16 protein-coding genes, 1 pseudogene and 1 riboswitch are annotated in these 18,845 nt (G+C 62.1%); of the genes and pseudogenes, 6 read left to right on the top strand and 11 right to left on the bottom strand.

The features are described 5' to 3' along the window. Window positions 1-59 precede the first annotated feature (59 nt). Window positions 60-1,328: a D-amino acid dehydrogenase gene (locus tag BLR29_RS27640; protein ID WP_092141875.1), complete on the bottom strand. Its 1,269-nt coding sequence runs from the start codon at window positions 1,326-1,328 to the stop codon at window positions 60-62. A 169-nt stretch (window positions 1,329-1,497) separates the two neighbouring features. Continuing rightward, a riboswitch (glycine riboswitch) is annotated at window positions 1,498-1,597 on the bottom strand. Window positions 1,598-1,776: 179 nt separating this feature from the next. Beyond that, on the bottom strand, window positions 1,777-2,454 hold the full coding sequence (locus tag BLR29_RS27635; RefSeq protein WP_092141872.1) for a type 1 glutamine amidotransferase domain-containing protein: 678 nt from the start codon (window positions 2,452-2,454) through the stop codon (window positions 1,777-1,779). A 115-nt stretch (window positions 2,455-2,569) separates the two neighbouring features. On the opposite strand from BLR29_RS27635, the gene BLR29_RS27630 reads away from it, so the two are divergent. Further along, window positions 2,570-3,505 carry a LysR family transcriptional regulator gene (locus BLR29_RS27630; protein ID WP_092141869.1) on the top strand — a complete coding sequence of 312 codons (936 nt, stop codon included), beginning with the start codon at window positions 2,570-2,572 and terminating at the stop codon, window positions 3,503-3,505. A gap of 16 nt (window positions 3,506-3,521) precedes the next feature. Here the strand turns inward: BLR29_RS27630 and BLR29_RS27625 are convergent, their stop codons facing one another. Together BLR29_RS27625 and BLR29_RS27620 are read right to left on the bottom strand one after the other, a co-directional pair. After that, window positions 3,522-4,076, bottom strand: a complete 555-nt coding sequence (locus BLR29_RS27625; RefSeq protein ID WP_092141866.1) for a cytochrome b/b6 domain-containing protein — start codon at window positions 4,074-4,076, stop codon at window positions 3,522-3,524. Window positions 4,077-4,084: 8 nt separating this feature from the next. Next, on the bottom strand, window positions 4,085-4,351 hold the full coding sequence (locus tag BLR29_RS27620) for a PepSY domain-containing protein (RefSeq protein WP_092141863.1): 267 nt from the start codon (window positions 4,349-4,351) through the stop codon (window positions 4,085-4,087). A 207-nt stretch (window positions 4,352-4,558) separates the two neighbouring features. Between BLR29_RS27620 and BLR29_RS27615 the strand changes: the two genes are divergently transcribed. Continuing rightward, on the top strand, window positions 4,559-5,557 hold the full coding sequence (locus tag BLR29_RS27615) for a LysR family transcriptional regulator (RefSeq protein ID WP_092141860.1): 999 nt from the start codon (window positions 4,559-4,561) through the stop codon (window positions 5,555-5,557). A 37-nt stretch (window positions 5,558-5,594) separates the two neighbouring features. Here the strand turns inward: BLR29_RS27615 and BLR29_RS27610 are convergent, their stop codons facing one another. From BLR29_RS27610 to BLR29_RS27600, 3 genes and pseudogenes are all read right to left on the bottom strand, one after another. Continuing rightward, the gene (locus BLR29_RS27610) at window positions 5,595-6,101 is read right to left on the bottom strand and encodes a DUF6630 family protein (RefSeq protein WP_092141857.1); all 507 of its coding nucleotides are present in this window, start codon (window positions 6,099-6,101) and stop codon (window positions 5,595-5,597) included. Between the two features lie 18 nt (window positions 6,102-6,119). Then, entirely contained in the window at window positions 6,120-6,809 is a 690-nt protein-coding gene (locus tag BLR29_RS27605; RefSeq protein WP_092141854.1) for an ArsR/SmtB family transcription factor, read from the bottom strand. A 245-nt stretch (window positions 6,810-7,054) separates the two neighbouring features. Next, window positions 7,055-7,138 (bottom strand): annotated as a pseudogene (locus BLR29_RS27600) (cytochrome ubiquinol oxidase subunit I); the annotation flags it as partial. Window positions 7,139-7,404: 266 nt separating this feature from the next. Between BLR29_RS27600 and BLR29_RS27595 the strand changes: the two are divergent. From BLR29_RS27595 to BLR29_RS27580, 4 genes are all read left to right on the top strand, one after another. Beyond that, window positions 7,405-9,684, top strand: a complete 2,280-nt coding sequence (locus BLR29_RS27595) for an FdhF/YdeP family oxidoreductase (RefSeq protein ID WP_092141851.1) — start codon at window positions 7,405-7,407, stop codon at window positions 9,682-9,684. A 69-nt stretch (window positions 9,685-9,753) separates the two neighbouring features. Next, entirely contained in the window at window positions 9,754-10,710 is a 957-nt protein-coding gene (locus BLR29_RS27590) for a Dyp-type peroxidase (protein WP_092141848.1), read from the top strand. Between the two features lie 313 nt (window positions 10,711-11,023). Beyond that, window positions 11,024-13,330, top strand: a complete 2,307-nt coding sequence (locus BLR29_RS27585; protein WP_092141845.1) for an FdhF/YdeP family oxidoreductase — start codon at window positions 11,024-11,026, stop codon at window positions 13,328-13,330. Window positions 13,331-13,894: 564 nt separating this feature from the next. Further along, window positions 13,895-15,319: an aminotransferase-like domain-containing protein gene (locus tag BLR29_RS27580; RefSeq protein WP_092141961.1), complete on the top strand. Its 1,425-nt coding sequence runs from the start codon at window positions 13,895-13,897 to the stop codon at window positions 15,317-15,319. A gap of 50 nt (window positions 15,320-15,369) precedes the next feature. Here the strand turns inward: BLR29_RS27580 and BLR29_RS27575 are convergent, their stop codons facing one another. The 4 genes from BLR29_RS27575 to cydB are packed head-to-tail and all read right to left on the bottom strand — an operon-like array spanning window position 15,370 to window position 18,841. Then, the gene (locus BLR29_RS27575; RefSeq protein WP_092141958.1) at window positions 15,370-15,573 is read right to left on the bottom strand and encodes a DUF1656 domain-containing protein; all 204 of its coding nucleotides are present in this window, start codon (window positions 15,571-15,573) and stop codon (window positions 15,370-15,372) included. After that, window positions 15,563-17,686 carry an FUSC family protein gene (locus tag BLR29_RS27570; RefSeq protein WP_255371467.1) on the bottom strand — a complete coding sequence of 708 codons (2,124 nt, stop codon included), beginning with the start codon at window positions 17,684-17,686 and terminating at the stop codon, window positions 15,563-15,565. The genes BLR29_RS27575 and BLR29_RS27570 overlap by 11 nt, the downstream gene beginning before the upstream one ends. Window positions 17,687-17,696: 10 nt before the next feature. Next, window positions 17,697-17,834: a DUF2474 family protein gene (locus BLR29_RS32165; protein WP_143018545.1), complete on the bottom strand. Its 138-nt coding sequence runs from the start codon at window positions 17,832-17,834 to the stop codon at window positions 17,697-17,699. Then, window positions 17,834-18,841 (bottom strand): cytochrome d ubiquinol oxidase subunit II, encoded by a 1,008-nt coding sequence (gene cydB / locus BLR29_RS27565; RefSeq protein WP_092141839.1) that lies wholly within the window; start codon window positions 18,839-18,841, stop codon window positions 17,834-17,836. The genes BLR29_RS32165 and cydB overlap by 1 nt, the downstream gene beginning before the upstream one ends. Between the last annotated feature and the right edge of the window lie 4 nt (window positions 18,842-18,845).

The raw sequence follows: 18,845 nt of genomic DNA, 5'->3' as shown, positions 1-18,845 counted from the left end.
AAGAAAGGCCTGCAATCGCAGGCCTTTCTTCATTTTTGCAGCCCTCCGCGACGTTGGCGTCAGGCCTTGACGGTCTCCAGTCTCGCGCCCGCGATCGACGACGCGTGCGGCTCCGCTGCCTGCCGTATCACCTCTCCCACCATATCCGCCGTGACTGCCGACAAGGTCCATCCGAGATGGCCGTGGCCAGTGTTGTAGAACACGTTGGCCCGATGGCCCCGTCCCACGCGCGGCATCATGTTCGGCATCATCGGCCGCAATCCCGCCCAGGGCACCACGCTGCGCGTGCTCACGCCCGGGAAGCATGCATGCACCCAGTCAATCAGCGGACGGATGCGATCGGACCGGATGTCCCGGTCGATACCATTGAATTCGGCCGTGCCCGCGATGCGAAACCGGTCCGCGCCAAGCCGGCTGGTCACGAGCTTGGTCTCGTCATCAAGCAGGCTGACCGTCGGCGCCGAGGCCTGGCTTTCCGCATCGTTCAGGTTGACCGTGATCGAGTAGCCCTTGACGGGGTAGATGTTCACGCGGTCGCCAAGCTGCCGGGCCATCTCGCGGCTGGCCACGCCTGCGCAGACCACCACGCCGTCGAACACGCGCGATGCGGTCTGGGCGCCGTCGGCGGCCACCACGGTGACATGCCGGCCATCCGAGGTCACCGACTTCACGTCCTGGTTGTACAGCGTGGTCACACCCAGCCGGCGGACCGCGGCTGCCAGCCCCGAAGTGAACTTGTGGATATCGCCCGTGGCATCGCTTTCCGTGTAGTAGCCGCCGTAGTACTGCCCGGCCAGCGTGGGTTCGATCGCGCGCATCTCGTCGGGCGTCACGGCGCGGCGATCCAGCCCGCCCGCAGCCAGCAGCTTCGACACCTGCCCGGCGTGGTCGAAGCCCGCCTTGTTCCGGTAGATGTGGAGGATGCCCTTTTTCTTGAGATCGAAGTCGATGCCTTCCGCCTCGGCCCACGCGAACAGGTGCTGGCGCGCGGCGATGGCGAGCCGCGCCGTTTCGATCGTGTTGGTGCGGTAATGCGGCATGGATGCGATGAACTCCGCGAACCAGCTCAGCTTGTGCCACGTGGGGCGCGGATTGACGAGCAATGGCGCGTCGCTGCGCAGCATCCACTTGATGCCCTTGGCCAGTGTGGACCAGTGTGTCCAGACTTCGGCGTTGGACGCCGACAGCTGGCCGCCGTTGGCGAACGACGTTTCCATGGCGGCATAGCGGTGCCGTTCGAACAGCGTGACGGAGAATCCGCGCTTGGCCAGGGCGTAAGCCGTGGTGACGCCGGTGATGCCACCGCCGATAACAGCGATTGTCTTCATGATGTCAGGTCTTTCAGGACGTCGTGAGTGGGAGTCCGTGGCGCACCATGCGCGACGAACGCCCCCTCTGTCCTTGACCTGAGAGATTCACGATGGCGCGCATGGGCGCGCATCGCTTGCTCCTTCGGTACCGCCGGCTGACGTGATGCCGGGGTTCTTCAGAGTTCGATGGCGGATACCGGTCCTTTTGCCTGAGAGTTTCCGGGGCGGTTGCTCCTTCGGCGCTGCACCTGCCGGGCGGCAGGAACAGGCTCTCCCGATATCGCGGGTACTGCGGGTAAAGCGGGTACAGCGGCGCCAACTATGCCACATGACGGACCGGGATGGCGATTGGGGCCATCCCGATGCGCGCGCGGCATCCTGCGTCGTCCAGCTCACGTCGATCTGAAACCGGGGCGTAGGAAACCCGGTGCAGGAAACCCCGGCAAGGAACAGTCAGCGCAAGTGACTACCGCAGCAGCTGCAGCAGTGCGCGGGCCCCTGCCTCCGACGATGCCGGATTCTGCCCCGTCACCAGTTGTCCATCGGTCAATACATAGCTGGCCCAGTCTTCCCCGCGCGAGAAGATGCCGCCCTTGGCTTTCAGGACGTCCTCCACCAGGTACGGCACGACGTTGGTCAGCTGCACCGCCTCTTCCTCGCTGTTGGTGAATCCCGTCACCCGCTTACCCTTGACCAGCGGCTGGCCGTCGGTACCCTTCACGTCCCGCAGCACCCCCGGGGCATGGCAGACGGCGGCTACGGGCTTGCCGGCCCGGACGAATGCCTCGATCAGGGCGACGGAGCGCTTGTCCTCGGTCAGGTCCCACAGCGGGCCGTGACCACCGGGATAGAAGACGGCGTCGAAGTCATCCGCCTTCACCTGATCCAGCGTCAGGGTGTTGGCCAGCACTTGCTTGGCGGCGGCATCGCCATGGAAGCGGCGCGTGTGATCGGTCTGCATCGTGGGGTCATCGCTCTTCGGGTCGAGCGGTGGCTGACCGCCCTTGGGCGACGCCAGCGTCAATTCCACGCCAGCCTCCTTGAACACGTAATAAGGTGCCGCAAGTTCCTCCAGCCAGAAGCCCGTCTTCTTGCCAGTATTGCCAAGCTGGTCGTGTGAGGTCAGCACCATCAGGATCTTCATCATCCATCTCCAGTTGCAGGTCAGAGCCCACCGGGCATGTCCCGGCGATGGCAACATCCTAGTCAGAGGACTATGATTCGCAAACTTCGAAGATTCGATTTCTGCTATCCAAAATATGAATATTGGAAGCAAGGACCTGAACCTGCTCTACGTGTTCCATGTGCTGTATCAGGAATGCAATGCGTCACGCGCCGCGTCCCGCATGGCCCTGAGTCAGCCGGCGTTGAGCCACAAGCTCAACCGGTTGCGAGAGGAACTGGGCGATCCGTTGTTCGTGCGTGCACCGCGCGGGTTGTCGCCCACGCCGCGTGCGCATGAACTGGCGCCGCAGGTACAACGGCTGGTGGGGGATCTGGATGCCTTCTATGACGCGTGCGATGGCCGTGACTATCTGGCGCGGTCCGAACACATCCACATCTACACCACGGACTACATGGAGCAGGTGCTGTTGCCGAACCTGTTGCCCCGGCTGCGTCGCCATGCCCCGGGCGTGGTGCTGGTCACGCACAACACACGTGGGGTGCTGCCGCGCGACGAGCTGGAAAAAGGCACGTGCGACCTGGCGATCGCCGGCTTCTACGAGAACCTGCCGGACACGTTCCACCAGCAGCGGCTGCGCAGCGAGGACTTCCTGGTGCTGGCCTCCCGCGCCAACGAGCGTCTGGCGCAGGGGCTGGATCTCGATGCCTTCCTGGCGTGCGAGCATTTGCTGACCACGCTGACCGGCGACCTCAACGGCATCGTCGACCGTGCGCTGGCGGCGCGCGGCCTGGTGCGGAACGTCGTGGCGGGGCTGTCCAGCTTTGTCGCGCCGACGCGCGTCATCCGTGGCACGGACCTGCTGCTGACCTGCCTGCGTTCCGTGGCGGAGGAGGCCGTCAGTCGTGACCCGGAACTGGTGATGCTGCCGGTGCCATTCGCGTTGCCGCAGGTCGAGGTCATGCAGATCTGGCATGCGCGCACCGATGCGGACCGGTTGCGGCAGTGGCTGCGCCAGCAGATACAAGATGTGGTCAGCGCGCAGGCGATTCAGGGCGCGGCGACGGATTGAGCGGAAGGGGGATCGACTACGGTCGTGGTTCGCGACGCTTCCTGCCGGTCACCATGGCGCCGATCAGGTTTTCCTTGCCGACCACGCTGAACAGGATGGCCGCCAGCACGTGCACGACAATCAGCGCGAGCAGCGTATTCGACAGCCAGCGGTGGATGTCGATCGGCCAGTCCTCGCCCCAGAACGGGTCCAGGCGCGACATCCATCCGGTCACGCCAAGCGCCAGGATCAGCGCCCACATCGCCAGCATCATCACGGCGCCCAGCGGCGTGTGGCTGACAAAGCGCGGCGCGCGGCGCCTGGCCAGCGCCCTGGCGTATGCCAGAACACCGGCCGGGCGTGGCAGCCAGGCACTGAACCGCGCGTGCTCGCTGCCGATGAAGCCCCACAGGATGCGGAACAGGACGAGGCCGGCGGCGACGTAGCCGAGCAGCCGATGCACCTCGTCGCCGGAATCGTCGATCAGGTCATAGCACACGATGGCCGCCACGCTCCAATGCGTGATGCGCACCACCGCGTCCCAGACGCGGATCGATCCGGTCTCGCGTACCGCTTCCGCGGGAATCGACATGGTCTTGCTTACTTGCCGATCTCGGACTTCACGATGTCCAGTGTCTTGGTGTCGAAGTAGATCTCCGCCTTCTTGCCATCCTTCGTGGTGCCATAAATCTCGTAGCAGTTGCCGTCCACCTTGAACTTCTTGATGGTGTAGCCCTGCGCTTCGATCTTGGCCTTGGCGTCGGCCTCCGACATCCATTCGGCCTTGGGATGCGCGACGCACTTTGCGCTGGCCAGCGCGCCGGTGGAGAACGCACCAGCGAGTACGAGAACGGCAATCTTCAGCATCTTCTTCTCCGACAAAAAAGCCCGTTTTCGGGCGACAGCGGAATGCTAGCCTTAAATGAGATCGATTCTCAACTATGACTTTCCCCAACGTTGACCCGAGTCACGTCATTCCGCATTGCCCACACGCGAAACGTGGACTTCATCATTGTCCGTGCTGTGGGACAATCGCGGCGCGCTCACCGGGCGCTGGCTGACTGAAGGTATTGCATGAAATCGATCGACTGGAAGGACTGGGAAATCTTCTGCCGCGTGGTGGAAGGGGGCGGCTTCACACAAGGCGCCGAACTGGCCGAGGTCCCGAAGTCGTCCGCCAGCGCGGCGGTGGCCCGTCTGGAAGGGCAGCTCGGCGTGCGCCTCTTCGAGCGCACCACGCGTCGGGTGCGCGTCACGCAGCGCGGCCAGCAACTCTATGACCGCGTCGCGCCGCTGTTCGGCGAACTGCGCGAGATCAGTGCGGAGGCCGCATCGGTCAGCGAGGAAGTCGGCGGCACGCTCCGTATCGCCACGCCCTATGAAGTTGGCTCCCAACACCTGTCGCCGTCGCTGTCGCGCCTGCTCAAGCTCCACCCTTCGCTGCGCGTGCAGCTGGACGTCAGCTGGGACCAGCCTGACCTGATCCGCCACGGTTACGACCTGGCATTCGTGATGACCGATACGAGCCTGCACGACAGCTCGTTCGCCAGCAAGCGCGTGGTGCTGATCGAGCGGGCGTTCTACGCGGCCCCGGCGCTGATTCGCGAGCGCGGCCTGCCGCGCGTGCCGCAGGACCTGCAGGGCTGGCCGACGCTGGGCAATATCGACGATGTCCAATGGGAATTCCTGCGAGATGGCGTGCAGACGTTTGCGATGGACGTGGCGCCACGCATCTGCACCCACAATGCCGAAGTCCGGCTCAAGGCCGCCATCGACGGACTGGGCGCGGCTCGCCTCTCGCCGCGCTTCGTGCATGACCAGCTGGTGCAGGGCCAACTCGTTCGCGTGCTGCCGGGCTATACGTCGTCCCCGCTGAAGGTCTACGTGCTGATGCCCGCGCGCAAGCTGATGCCCGCCAGCGTGCGCGCCTTGCTGACCGTGCTGGAGGAAACGCTGGGCGTGCCGGAGACACGCCGTCCGGCGCCGCGCCCGCGCGCGACGCCTGCATCGCTTTCATCGCCGGCGGATTCCGATGGCGATGAAGGCTCGCCGACCGTCATCAGCCTCGACTAGGCGCTCGCTTCAAGAAGATCCTGGTGCGGCGAGCGGCTCAGAACGGCTGGTCGCCGGCCTTCAGGTCGAAGCCCAGCGTATCGGCGATTTCCGTCATCTCTTCATCGTCTTCGCTGCGCGTGATCCAGCCCGCGTAGGCATCGTCACCGGCGTCCCAGTTCCACAACGTATAGCCCGCCACACGCAGCTGGTTGGTCGCGATCTCCATCAGCTCGGGGACGCTCGTGCCCTCCAGGAAATCCTCGTCCTCCGTGTCGTCGGTGCCCCAGTCGATCTCCAGGTCGATCCGCTCGCACAGCTGGTTCAGGCAGCCGATGAAGGACTCGGCATCCTTCCAGTCGACATGGAAGCCGGACTCCCAGTCGATCACGTCCTTGATCTGCCAGAGCAGCTCCGCCGCGCTGGCCTCCTCCTCCTCCGCGTCTTCCAACGCTTCCTCGAACAAGGAAAGCTGGCGGCTCGTCTGTGCCGCGTCACCAAGATTGATCAGCGCGAACAGCCGGCTTACCGCGTCCTGCGCGTCGTCCTCCAGTTCAATGGCCATCTGCTCCTCCTTTGCGGCTCATGCCGCCACCTTCTCAATTTCGCGTTGTCCCCGTGGCGTCACGCGCAGTGCACGCGATGTCGCGGTGGGTTCGATCCAGCCACGTGCCAGCAGATTCTCCAGCAACGCGGCGCCGAGCGCGCCGCCCAGATGCGGCTTGCGCTCGCTCCAGTCCGGGCACGTGCACGCAAACTGCCTGCGCTTGCGGCGCGCGGCGCCCAGGTCGATCCCCAACTGGGCCATCGCCTGCGCACCGTCTCCGGTCAGATCCACGGCGGTGCCTTCCACCACCAGCCAGCCCGCCTGCGACATTCGTTCGAAAAGACCCACCGCAAGTTCCCCGGCCAGGTGGTCATAGCAGGTGCGTGCCTGTTTCAGGGCGGGCGGTGCGGTGCGCGACACCGGCACCGCGCGCACGCGGGGCGGCTGGCTGGCCAGCGATGCGGAGGCAAGTGCCTCGATGGCGACGCCGATTTCCGGCGCGGACAGCCGATAGTAGCGATTGCGCCCGCGAGTTTCCACGGCCAGCAGACCACCTTCTGACAAGCGCGCGAGGTGGCCGCTGGTCGAGGAGGCGGACAGGCCGGCGATCAACGCCAACTCACCCGCAGGCCGCGCGCTGCCGTCCATGAGAGCCCACAGCATCGCTGCACGCCCGGGGTCGGCCAGCAGTCCGGCCAGCTGGCTGATGCCAGGTGCGTATTCCATAGTTCATTGCCTGATGAAGGAACGGATGCAGTATAGGTCGGGGGTTGGGGGAATGTCGACTTCGGACATTAAAGCCCTGCTTGCACATCAAAGCCCCGTTCCAAACATCAAAGCGCTTGGTACGGAAGTGCAGGACATGGCGCGTGTGATTTTCACCGCACCAGGTCGTGGGTCGGCTGCGCGTGCCAGCAAGGGTCCGCTGCGGAAGATTGTGTGTGACTTTCGCCCCGGAGCAGGGGCATACACCAATTAGTGCCAAATTGATAAACCATGACTAACCCGGAAACAACACCCATTCCGAAATTTATGGCAAATATCTTCGGCCAGAAGAGGGGATTTCGATATGGTCGCTAAGCTGGCGCTTCGCAAGAAAGATCGTCGCCGATGATTCTTGGTTTATATACTGCTTGACCGCATTTTATATACCGGAGTGGCTCAGCGTAGTGATGTCATCACATTGGACAATTCATGAGGCCTAATTTGTAACAGCCGATGCCGAGTTTGAATAGGCAGCGCTATCGTTTCATTCAGTCAGGAGCGTTTGCTTATTTGCGCCTGAGCGTGGAGCTCGGCGCATATTCCCAGGGGAGTGATCATGGCAATTCGACGCGAAGTACCCGGCGTGCGGCCTTATGACGGACCAGCTGGGGGATGGGGAGCGTTGCGGGCAACGACACTGGCGATTCGCACGCAAATGGAGAGTGTCAAGGCCCCCATAACACTCCTTCGAACCAACCAGCCAGACGGTTTCGATTGCCCTGGATGCGCCTGGCCTGACAAGGAACACCGCTCCACCTTCCAGTTCTGTGAGAACGGTGCGAAGGCGGTGACATGGGAAGCCACGACCAAACGCGTGCGGCCCGATTTCTTCGCCAGCAACACCGTGACATCCCTCCTGCAAATGTCTGATTATCAGCTGGAGGATATGGGGCGTATTACCAATCCAATGGTGTATGACCGGCCAACGGACACGTTTCGCCCAGTTGAATGGGCGGATGCCTTCAATCGGATCGGGGAGATTCTTCGTGGGCTCCCCCCAGAGCAGGTTGAGTTCTACACATCGGGAAGAGCCTCTAATGAGGCAGCCTATTTGTTCCAGCTATTTGCGCGGGAATATGGCTCCAATAATTTTCCGGACTGTTCCAATATGTGCCATGAGCCAACCAGTGTCGGATTGCCTTTGTCGATCGGAATCGGCAAGGGAACGGTCTCGCTAGACGATTTCGACAACTGCGAGCTGATTCTCGCCATTGGTCATAATCCCGGAACGAATCATCCCCGCATGATGGGCACACTACATGAGGTTGCCAGGAGGAATGTTCCGATTATTGTTTTCAATCCGTTGAAGGAAAGGGCGTTGGAAAGATTTGCTGATCCTCAGAACTGGCTGGAGATGGCCACCTATGGGTCAACGCAAATTGCCTCGACCTACTATCAGGTTGCCGCCGGCGGCGACGCGGCTGCCCTGAAAGGAATCATGAAGGCGCTTCTGGCGATGGAGGCCGATCAGGGAGATATTCTGGATAAGGACTTTATCGCCCTGAACACGGAGGGATTCGACGCGTTTTCAAAGGATATGGACACGACATCCTGGGAAGACATCGAGAAGGCGAGTGGGCTCACTCGTGCGGATCTCGAAGCTGTCGCTAAGCTCTATGCGAAGTCCAATGCAACAATTGTGACTTACGGCATGGGGGTCACCCAGCATTGCAGAGGAACAGCGAACGTTCGGTTGATAGCTGACTTGCTCTTCTTGCGCGGGAACTTCGGCAAGCCGGGTGCGGGAATCTGTCCACTGCGTGGGCATTCGAACGTCCAGGGGAATCGGACGGTTGGAATTACGGAGAAGCCGTCCGAAGCCTTTCTCGATGCAATCGAAAACTCGCTTGGATTCAAGCCGCCGCGGCAGCATGGTCATGACGCGGTGAAAGCGATGCAGGCGATGATAGATGGCAAGTCCAAGGCGTTGATCTGCCTGGGTGGAAACTTCGCCGTGGCCCTACCTGATTCGGATCAATCGTTCCCCGCGATGGGGAGCCTTGATCTAAGCGTGCATATCGGTACAAAACTCAATCGCACCCATCTGCTGGTGGGTAAGGAAACGTACCTGTTCCCATGTCTCGGGCGAACAGAGTTAGACATCCAGGCAAACGGCCCCCAATCGGTGACAGTTGAAGATTCAATGTCGATGGTGCATGCGTCGGCGGGCAAGCTGACACCCGCATCCGAGCATCTGCGCTCTGAACCGTCGATCATTGCCGGCATGGCAGAGGCGACCTTGCCGAACAGCAAGGTGCCGTGGACGGATCTGGTTGCCGACTACGACAGGATCCGCGACCTGATTGAGAAAACCGTACCGGGTTTCCAAGACTTCAATGCGCGTATCCGGGTGCCTGGTGGCTTTCGTTTGCCATTGCCGCCCACCGAGCGCAAATGGACGACGCCCTCGGGGAAGGCCGTATTCTCGGTATTTGGCGGGGTGAAGGAGGATGCCGATGTCCTGGGAGGAGAGGAGGTCCTGCGGCTCATGACGATTCGTAGTCACGACCAATACAACACGACGATTTATGCTCTGGACGATCGCTACCGCGGTGTATTTGGCCGGCGCGATGTACTGTTCATGAATGCGGCGGACATGGACGGACGCGGACTCGAGCATGGAGACGTCGTCGATATTGAAACCATCGTTTCCAATCGAAAACTTCATCTCAAGGGACTGACTGCAATCGCGTACGACAACATTGCACGTGGTTCAGTCGCCGCCTATTACCCCGAAGCCAATGTCCTTGTGCCACTCGACTATATCGATCCAGAAAGTGGCACGCCATCCTATAAGTCGATCCCGGTGCGGGTGGTACGCGCCGAGCCAGGTTGACAATGGGCGGCACCTGGACGTGACGTCGCAAGTGAAACCCTATCCATAGTCAGAGCAATCCAAAAAGAAATGGAAAACGTCCCAATGCCGCAGGCGGTGTGCAGTCCCATCACCCGCACTGCGATTTTCATCGTGGCAACTCTGGCTCCCGGAAGTCAACATGCCGCGACGGTCAGAACGCTGTGCGCCGACGTCGCGGCACTGGTTCGGTCTGTCGGCAAGCGGCAGCCGGCAGGCAACCTGTCATGTGTCTGTGGCTTCGGATCGGACGCATGGGACCGACTCTTCGGAAGGCCGAAGCCGCTGTCGTTGCATAAGTTCCGGGAGTTCGGTCCGGGCAACCGTCGCGCCATCGCGACGCCGGGGGACGTGCTTCTGCATATCCGGGCCGAGCAGATGGACTTGTGCTTCGAACTGGCGACTCAGCTCATGAAGCGTCTCGGCGATGCCCTTTCGGTCGTCGATGAGGTGCACGGATTCCGAAATTTCGACATGCGCAGCATGGTGGGTTTTGTCGATGGAACCGAGAATCCCGAGGGCAGTGATATTGCGAAATTCACCATCATCGGCGAAGAGGATTCGGCATTCGCCGGCGGTAGCTACGTCCTTATCCAGAAGTACATTCACAACATGGATGCGTGGAATGACCTGACCGTGGAAGAGCAAGAACGAGTCATCGGTCGCACCAAGCTCGAAGACATCGAGCTTGATGAGTCAGTCAAGCCGTCCTGCTCGCACAGCTCACTGACCACCATCGAAAAGGATGGGGAGGAAGTGAAGATCCTGCGCGACAACATGCCCTTTGGTCACCCGGGCAAGGGAGAGTTTGGGACCTTCTTTATTGGCTATGCCCGCAGTCCGGAACCTATCGAGAAAATGCTCGAGAACATGTTTGTCGGGAGGCCGCCGGGCAACTATGACAGGCTTCTCGACTTCAGCAAGGCGGTAACGGGTGGGCTGTTTTTCGTACCATCGGCCGCACTGCTGGAAAACCTTTCGGAACGTGAGCCGGAAGCGCTGAGCTAGCGTACGCGGATGGCCGAAACACAATCAGAAACTGGCGCAAATCGAGGATCGTCTGAACCGACTCCGGCGTGACGATGGATTCCTCGCTACATCCGGCAAGTACAGGTACAGACCGTTGCTTTGCGGAGGTAGTCAGTTCCGCCGTCTCCCGGCATTGGGATGCGGTCCGGCACTGTACTCCAATCCTCGCCGGTCTTTTGTATGCGCTTCCTGTTGCCCTCTGCTCCTACCCTATCGTCATCGCATACGCACGCACCGCGTGCTTGACCGCCAGGCTGGCCGAAAACTTGCGCCTCTGATAGGAACCGCCCCCATGAGCTCTCCAGCACCCGAGAAAGGAAAAATCGCACCGTATACCCACCCGGCAGCAGGCTGGGGGGCATTGAAGTATGTCGCCATCAACCTGATCAAGGAAAAGGTCGCAGCAGGAAAGTACACACTCCTGTTCAAGCAGAATCAGGCGGATGGCTTCGATTGTCCTGGTTGCGCATGGCCGGACCGCGAACACGCGTCGACGTTCGAGTTCTGCGAGAACGGTGTCAAGGCCGTGGCGGCCGAAGCAACCAGCAAGCGCGTCACGCCGGAATTCTTTGCGGCGCATACCGTGACGTCGTTGATGGAACAGACCGACTTCGAGCTGGAACAGCACGGTCGGCTGACCCATCCGATGGTCTACGACGCGAAGAGCGACAAGTATCGCCAGATCGAATGGTCCGAGGCGTTTGCCATGATCGGGCGGCACCTGAAAGCGCTGGACAATCCCAACCGGGCCGCCTTCTATACGTCGGGTCGCGCCAGCAACGAAGCTGCCTTCCTCTATCAGCTGTTCGTGCGCGCCTATGGGACGAACAATTTCCCGGATTGCTCGAACATGTGTCACGAGGCGACTAGTCGCGGGCTGCCGACCACCATCGGCGTCGGCAAGGCCACGGTGCTCCTCGATGATTTCGAGCATGCCGACACGATCCTGATCTTTGGGCACAACGCCGCCACCAACCATCCGCGCATGCTCGGCGAGCTTCGGGAATGCGCGCGGCGTGGTGCCAGGATCGTCTCGATCAATCCGTTGCGCGAGCGCGGGATGGAACGCTTCACGAGCCCGCAGCACCCGGTGGAAATGCTCACGGGCAGCAGCACCAAGATCGCGTCGATGTTCCTTCAGCCAAAGTTGGGCGGGGACTTCGCCTTGATCAAGGGGATGGCAAAGCGGCTCGTCGAAATGGACGACGTAGCCGTGTTGCACGGTCATACCCGTCTCATCGACGTTGACTTCGTGCGGGAGCACACGGACGGCTATGAGGCATTCGTGGAGGACCTCCGCGCGGAATCCTGGGCGGACATCGTCGCGGAGTCGGGTATTTCGTACGAAGACATCGATGCGCTCACGCAGGTCTATGCAAAGGGCGAGCGTGTTATCGCTTGCTGGGGCATGGGTCTGACGCAGCACAAGAACTCCGTTCCGACGATCCAGATCCTGTCCAACCTGATGATGATGCGCGGGAACATCGGCCGTCCCGGTGCGGGACTTCTGCCGGTGCGCGGCCATTCCAATGTGCAGGGCAACCGGACCGTGGGAATCGAGGAGCGGCCGGAGCAGGCGTTCCTGGACAGGCTCAAGGAGGTCTTCGGCTTCGAGCCGCCCCGCGGACACGGCTATGACGTCGTCAAGACGATCGGCGCGATGCTCGAAGGCGAGGTCAGGGTGTTCGTGGGGCTGGGTGGCAACTTCGCGGCCGCCACGCCCGATACACAGCGCACGTTCGAAGCATTACGACAGTGCGACCTGACCGTGAACATCGCCACGAAACTCAATCGCAGTCACCTGGTGCACGGCAAGGATTCGCTGATTCTGCCGACCATCGGCCGCACCGAGATCGATATGCAGCATGGCGTCGCACAAGGCGTGACCGTCGAGGATTCGGTTTGCATGGTGCACGTCTCGTTCGGCATGAACGCGCCGGCCTCGCCGCATCTGCGCTCCGAGACCGCCATCGTCGCGCACATGGCCGAGGCCACGCTCGGTTCCGGCAAGATCGACTGGTTGTGGTACGCGCAGGATTACGCGCGTATCCGGGATGTCATCGAAAAGGTCCTGGACGGCTTCGAGAACTACAACGAGCGTGTCGCGATTCCGGGAGGCTTTCATTTGACGCCCGCAGCGAACCATCGCGTGTGGCATACGCCTTCGGGCAAGGCCGAGTTCAAGATCAACCGGATCGACAAGGACACGCCGATCCACCGCGCCCGCCTGGCGTATGGTGACGATCTCCTGGTCATGATGACGACGCGCTCCCATGACCAGTACAACACCACGATCTACGGGCTGGATGACCGTTATCGCGGCGTGTTTGGCCTGCGGCGCGTGGTGTTCATCAATGCCGCGGACCTCGCCAGGCTGGGCTTCAAGGCCGGGCAAAAGGTGGATATCACCAGTGTTTGGGAAGACGGCATCAGACGCCGTGTCGAGGACTTCGAGCTCGTGGAATATGACATCCCGGCGGGCTGCGTCGGCGCCTACTATCCGGAGACCAATCCGCTGGTGCCGCTCGAGAGCACGGGCGACGGGTGCGGCACGCCAACGTCCAAGTCCGTTCCGGTCCTGCTGCATCTTTCCAAGTGAGGATGACCAAGAGGCAGGACACGTGGAATAGATGGAGATCACGTGGCGCACGACGGCACCTGGCGGCGGCAGGGGGTCGCGCGCGTTGCGTGTGTCCGCGAGGCCTTTCTTCGTCGTGTGGGCGATGGTTGGAAATATCCGGGCTCGGCCCGGCAAGGTACGCACGAGCGGGCTAACCCCGCACAGACGTCTTGTGCCAGATTCTCTGATGCGTTGCACAAGATCCGAGCCCTGGGGGATCTGAGGTATCCGCCATTCCCGCTCTATCGGCTCAAGCCGCTCAAGCCGCTCAATCCGCTCAAGCCGACCCGTCGCCCGATTCGCCGGGCTCGCCCTGCACATTCGTGCCTTCTCCGTAACCTCGTTGGGGCAGGCCGCCAGTATTCTGAGAGCTAAGGCACCGTTGGCCGATTTGGGCGAGGCGCAACGGCTTGCATACTATAAGTTGTCTCGATGGCTTCGCCAGGCTGCAGGGAGTGGCCTCGCGGCGCGTACGCCGCGCCAGGCCAAGGGGCGCGGGGGAGCGTGCTTTTCATCACAATCAGATAAGCAAGAGGGGTGTTTGTGAAACTGTATGAAAAGCTTGCGGAAGACATCGAGGCGCTGGTCCAGCAAGGTGTCTTGCTCCCAGGGGAGCGCATACCGTCGGTGCGGCAAACCAGCCAGCATCATCGGATAAGTCTTACCACGGTGATCCGGGCCTACGCACAGCTTGAAAGCCGGGGGATCATCGAAAGCCGGCCGCAATCGGGATACTTCGTCCGCGCGCGATCCGGGGAATCCACCATCGAACTGCGAGCCTCCCGACCGAACCCGCGACCATCGGCGGTCGACGTGAGCGCGTTGGTGCTATCGACGCTGCGCTCCATCCGCTCGGACGAGGCGGTGGCGCTGGGCTCGCCCTATCCCGATTCCTCGCTCTTCCCATGGCAGCGGATCACCCAGTACTCCAACAATATCGCGAGGCGTTATACCAAGTGGAACGTGCTCGATGATTTGCCCCCGGGCAGTCCGCAGTTGATCCGGCAGATTTCACGCCGCTACCTCGAGAACGGCTACGCCATTGACCCCAACGAGATGATTATCACGATCGGGGCCACCGAGGCGATCAACCTGTGCCTGCAGGCGGTAGCCAAGCCCGGCGATACGATTGCCGTGGAATCTCCCACGTACTATGCGATGCTCCACGCGATCGAAAGACTTGGCATGCGCGCCGTCGAGGTGGCGACAGACCCGGTGGAAGGCATCGATATCGACGCGCTGGCGAAGCTGATCGACGAGAAGAAGATTGCTGCCTGCATGGTCATGCCGAACTTCCAGAATCCCCTCGGATTTCAGATGCCCGACGAGAAGAAGAAAAGGCTTGTCGAACTGCTCACCGAGAAGGACATACCGGCGATTGAAAACGACGTGTATGGCGAGCTCTACTACGGCACCAGCCATCCGAGCTCCCTGAAAACCTACGACAAGGCCGGGATCATCCTGCATTGCTCGTCGTTCTCCAAAACGCTGACGAACGCCTCCCGAATCGGCTGGACCCTGGCGGGTCGCTACCACGAACACGTGGAACGGTTGAAATTCCTGAACACGCTGACCACGCCTTCGCTCCCGCAACTGGCCATCGCCGAGTTTCTCAAGAACGATGGATACGACTATCACCTCAGACGAGTCCGCAAGGCTTACTCGCAGCAGGCGAAGATCATGAGCGCCAGCGTGCGCCGGTTCTTTCCCGAAGGCACCTCGACATCGCACCCCGCCGGGGGCTATGTCCTGTGGGTGCAAATGCCGGAAGGCATCGATGCCATGGACCTTTACCACGCCGCGCTCGCGTCCCGTATCACGGTTGCGCCCGGCCATATGTTTGCGCCGGGCTTCACCTATAGCCATTGCATTCGCCTGAACTACAGCTGGGAATGGACGGCGGAGCTCGATACCGCTTTGCAGACCCTGGGGCGACTGGCGACGAACCTGCTTGAGCGGAGCCGCTGATCCGGCGCTGATCCGATCCACCCCGCCGCCCCGTGGCGGGTCGGGCCGCGTCAGGCGTGATGTGCCATTCTGACCACGATGCCGAGGACGATCACGTACATCGAGACGTTGAACAAGGACCGGTGCCACACCTTCAGATAGAAGCGGGTCGTCGCAAGCACGCCGCGAATCGCCGCCGTAAGGCCAAGGGCGATGAGCATCCACACGAGCAGGGCCGGCACGAACACCCCGTAGATATCGAATTCACCGAACATCATGCCAGGCTCCGCTGTCAGGGGTGGCGTGCGGGAACAGTGCGAGCCGGATGGCCAGCAGCGCGGCCAGGACATCGCTTTGCGCACCGTGCAATGTGTCGGATGCGTCGGGCAAGGTCATCAGTGCCGCATCGACGCGTGCCGCCAGTCGCGCGGGCGGTGGCAGCACCGCGTCCGCGCGGGTGCACTGGCGGTAGTAGCGTGCCAGTTCCCCGAGCACATAGGCGATGGCGCGTCGGGATTGCGAAGAGAGCGCATCAAAGTCGCGCTGGAGTGTCAGTGCACCGAAACTCACCAGCAGTTCGGAAATTCCGTCGTTCATGGGAGCGTTGTGTCTGGGCGGAATGATCGAGATCAGCTGGCTCATCCGGTCGAGCATCTGGTCGAGCATCTGGCCCCGCATCTGGCCCGAAGTCGGGGAAGACATGGCGGCCAGGCGTGGAACGAATCCGGCACCGATGCTTTTCCAGCTGGCCCTCAGGATCCGGCGTGCGACAAAGTCCATCTCCGCCGGCCTGGCCAGAACCACCCAGATGGCCGCGAACAGGATGGCGCTGCACGCCGCGAGGCTGCTGTTGAAGAGATCCGCAAAGTTGGCTTCATAGATTTGCTGTACGTTGGCAAACGATGCCGTGGTGACCGCGAGCAGCACGCCGGTGAGCCCGAAATCGGGTCGTGCCATCAGGACCCCGATGCAGAGATAGGGCACCGCCAGCAGCACGGCCAGCGAGTAGAAGTCCGTCGCGTTCGGCAATACGACGAACTGGTAGAAGCAGGAAAGCAGCAGGCAGGCCATGCTGGCAACCACCACGCGTCTGACGGCGGCCCGTGGTACATCCACCGTGCTCACGAAGCAGGCGGTCAGCGCGGCCAGGCTCACGGCACCGGCGCCATCAATCCATCCCGAAAGCATCCACGCCAGGCCGGCCAGGAAGGTGGCCGATGCCGCCGTCGCCGCCTGGATCAGCAGCAGGCCGTGGTCAATGTGAGCCGCCGGCTGAATCGCCGGCCGAATCTCCGGATTTCCCTGGCCACGATCGTTGCACGAGCCAGACAGGTTGGCCGCCGCGTCGGGATGACCGATGCCGCGATGCAGGCGTCGACCTTCCTCCCAGATATCGAGCAGGGCGTCGAGGTCGTGGCATGCCCCAGCGATCAGTTGGCTGTGCCACGGGTCCGTCATGTGGAGACCGGTCAGCGCGGCCGCAGGCCGAGGGCGGTCAGCGGTCGATGGCGAAGGCGAGTGGAGCCATGCGGCGATGTCGCGCATCCAGTCATCGAGCGCAGGGGGCACACCCATTGGGTGCGCACGCAATGCGCCGATGATTCTCGTCAGTGTTTCAAGCAATGGCAGCAGGGCGAGCATCCGCTCACGCAGTGCCGTGGCAAGCGCGAGCGTCTGCGAACTGCCCGGCTCGTGGGCGAGCTGGGCGATCAGATTGGACATCGTGCGCAGATCGCCCGTCAGCTTGCGACGGCTATCGTGCGAATCCACCGAGTCGGCCGGACCAGTCAGGATCTCGGTCGTCCACGTCGCGGCATGCGCCATCCAGGTACCCGACTGCTCGCGCAACACCGGCGCGATCGTGGCCGGGAACACCAGCGCACTGACCAGGCCCGCGCTGACAATCCCGATCACAATCTCTTCGACCCGTAGCAGCGCGATGTCAAAGATGCTGGCGGGATCGGTCACGGCCGGCAGCGCCACGATCGGCAGCGTATAGGCAGCCAGCAGGAACACGTAGCTGCGTGGCGACCGTTCCAGCAAGGACAGGTAGAGCATGGCACCTGTCCACAAGGCGATCGCCGCCATCAACAACAATGGCTCGTTGACGAGGTTGGGCACCATGGCCACCGCCGCCGAGGCACCGAGCAAGGTGCCGGCGACCCGATATAGGCCCTTGGAACGAGTGGCGGCGGTCAGCGGGCTGGAGACCAGGTAGACCGTCGCCATGGCCCAGTAGGGCCGTGACAGGCCCAGGGCCAGCGCCACATAGAGTGCGAGCATGGCGGCGGCGAACACCTTGACGGAGAACAGCCACGGTTGTGTGCTCGCGCTCTTGCGTTGCGGCGCCTGGATCGTGATCGCCTTCATCGGGCGCGCGATGGACATGGGCATGGCCTCAGGGGGTCATTCCCGCAAGATGCATGGCGAATCGGATCAGGCCGGCCGCCAGGCCCACCGCGCCGACACCACCCACCCACAGGGCAACCAGCCAGGTCAGGCGCGTGCCCATTCCGGAGCGTTTTTGCGTAGCCATCAGTGATACCCCTCGCCGCGCTTGACCTTGCCGCGGAACACGTAATAGGACCAGGACGTATAGGTCAGGATGATCGGCACGATGAACAGCGTCCCGACCAGCGCGAAGCCCTGGCTTTGCGGCGCCGACGAAGCGTCCCAGATCGAAATGCCCGGCGGGATGATGTTCGGCCAGATGCTGATCGCCAGGCCGGTGTATCCCATGAAGATGATGACCAGCGCGAACAGGAACGGCGAGACGTTCGGGCGGTTGCCCAGTGCGCGATAGATCCCCATCGCGGCGCCCGCCACGAGCAGCGGCACAGGCAGGAAGAAGAACAGGTTCGGCATCGAGAACCAGCGCTGGGCGATTTCCGGATGCGTCAGCGGCGTCCAGACACTCACGGCGGCGATGAAGACGAGCATGGCGCCGGTCAGCGGATTGGCCAGGCGCAGCATCGTCCATTGCAGGCGGCCTTCCGTCTTCATGATGAGCCAGGTGACGCCCAGGAAGGCGTAGGCCACCACGACACCGATACCCGTGAAGATCGGAAACGGCGCCACCCAGTCGAACGCACCGCCGGCGAAATGACGGCCGTTCATGGCGATGCCATCGATGTACGCGCCAAGCGTGACGCCCTGGAAGAACGCGGCCGTGAGGGAGCCACCGATAAAGGCCTTGTCCCAGTGCGGGCGGCTGCGGTCGCTGGCCTTGAAGCGGAACTCGAAGGCAACGCCGCGGAAGATCAGTCCCATCAGCATGAACATCAGCGGCAGGTAGAACGCGCTGAGCAGGACCGAGTAGGCTAGCGGGAACGCGGCGAGCATGGCCGCCCCGCCGAGGACCAGCCAGGTTTCATTGCCATCCCAGACGGGGGCAACCGTGTTCATCATCACGTCGCGATCGTGACGGTCGCCGATGAACGGAAAGAGGATGCCGATGCCGAGATCGAAACCGTCCATGATGACGTACATCATCACGCCGAAGAAGATCAGCACGGCCCATATGACGGGAAGATTGATACCCATGGTT

The organism is Cupriavidus sp. YR651, assembly GCF_900101625.1.
Taxonomy (GTDB): Bacteria; Pseudomonadota; Gammaproteobacteria; order Burkholderiales; family Burkholderiaceae; genus Cupriavidus.
This window is presented reverse-complemented; position numbering and strand designations above follow the sequence as displayed.

Coding starts and splice junctions, on each gene's coding strand:
- BLR29_RS27630 (WP_092141869.1), top strand. CDS start 2,570: ATGAATATTGGAAGCAAGGACCTGAACCTGCTCTACGTGTTCCATGTG.
- BLR29_RS32165 (WP_143018545.1), bottom strand. CDS start 17,834: ATGGCTACGCAAAAACGCTCCGGAATGGGCACGCGCCTGACCTGGCTG.
- BLR29_RS27635 (WP_092141872.1), bottom strand. CDS start 2,454: ATGAAGATCCTGATGGTGCTGACCTCACACGACCAGCTTGGCAATACT.
- BLR29_RS27590 (WP_092141848.1), top strand. CDS start 9,754: ATGGAAAACGTCCCAATGCCGCAGGCGGTGTGCAGTCCCATCACCCGC.
- BLR29_RS27640 (WP_092141875.1), bottom strand. CDS start 1,328: ATGAAGACAATCGCTGTTATCGGCGGTGGCATCACCGGCGTCACCACG.
- BLR29_RS27610 (WP_092141857.1), bottom strand. CDS start 6,101: ATGGCCATTGAACTGGAGGACGACGCGCAGGACGCGGTAAGCCGGCTG.
- BLR29_RS27615 (WP_092141860.1), top strand. CDS start 4,559: ATGAAATCGATCGACTGGAAGGACTGGGAAATCTTCTGCCGCGTGGTG.
- BLR29_RS27605 (WP_092141854.1), bottom strand. CDS start 6,809: ATGGAATACGCACCTGGCATCAGCCAGCTGGCCGGACTGCTGGCCGAC.
- BLR29_RS27595 (WP_092141851.1), top strand. CDS start 7,405: ATGGCAATTCGACGCGAAGTACCCGGCGTGCGGCCTTATGACGGACCA.
- BLR29_RS27570 (WP_255371467.1), bottom strand. CDS start 17,686: ATGTCCATCGCGCGCCCGATGAAGGCGATCACGATCCAGGCGCCGCAA.
- BLR29_RS27620 (WP_092141863.1), bottom strand. CDS start 4,351: ATGCTGAAGATTGCCGTTCTCGTACTCGCTGGTGCGTTCTCCACCGGC.
- BLR29_RS27575 (WP_092141958.1), bottom strand. CDS start 15,573: ATGTTCGGTGAATTCGATATCTACGGGGTGTTCGTGCCGGCCCTGCTC.
- BLR29_RS27585 (WP_092141845.1), top strand. CDS start 11,024: ATGAGCTCTCCAGCACCCGAGAAAGGAAAAATCGCACCGTATACCCAC.
- BLR29_RS27625 (WP_092141866.1), bottom strand. CDS start 4,076: ATGTCGATTCCCGCGGAAGCGGTACGCGAGACCGGATCGATCCGCGTC.
- cydB (WP_092141839.1), bottom strand. CDS start 18,841: ATGGGTATCAATCTTCCCGTCATATGGGCCGTGCTGATCTTCTTCGGC.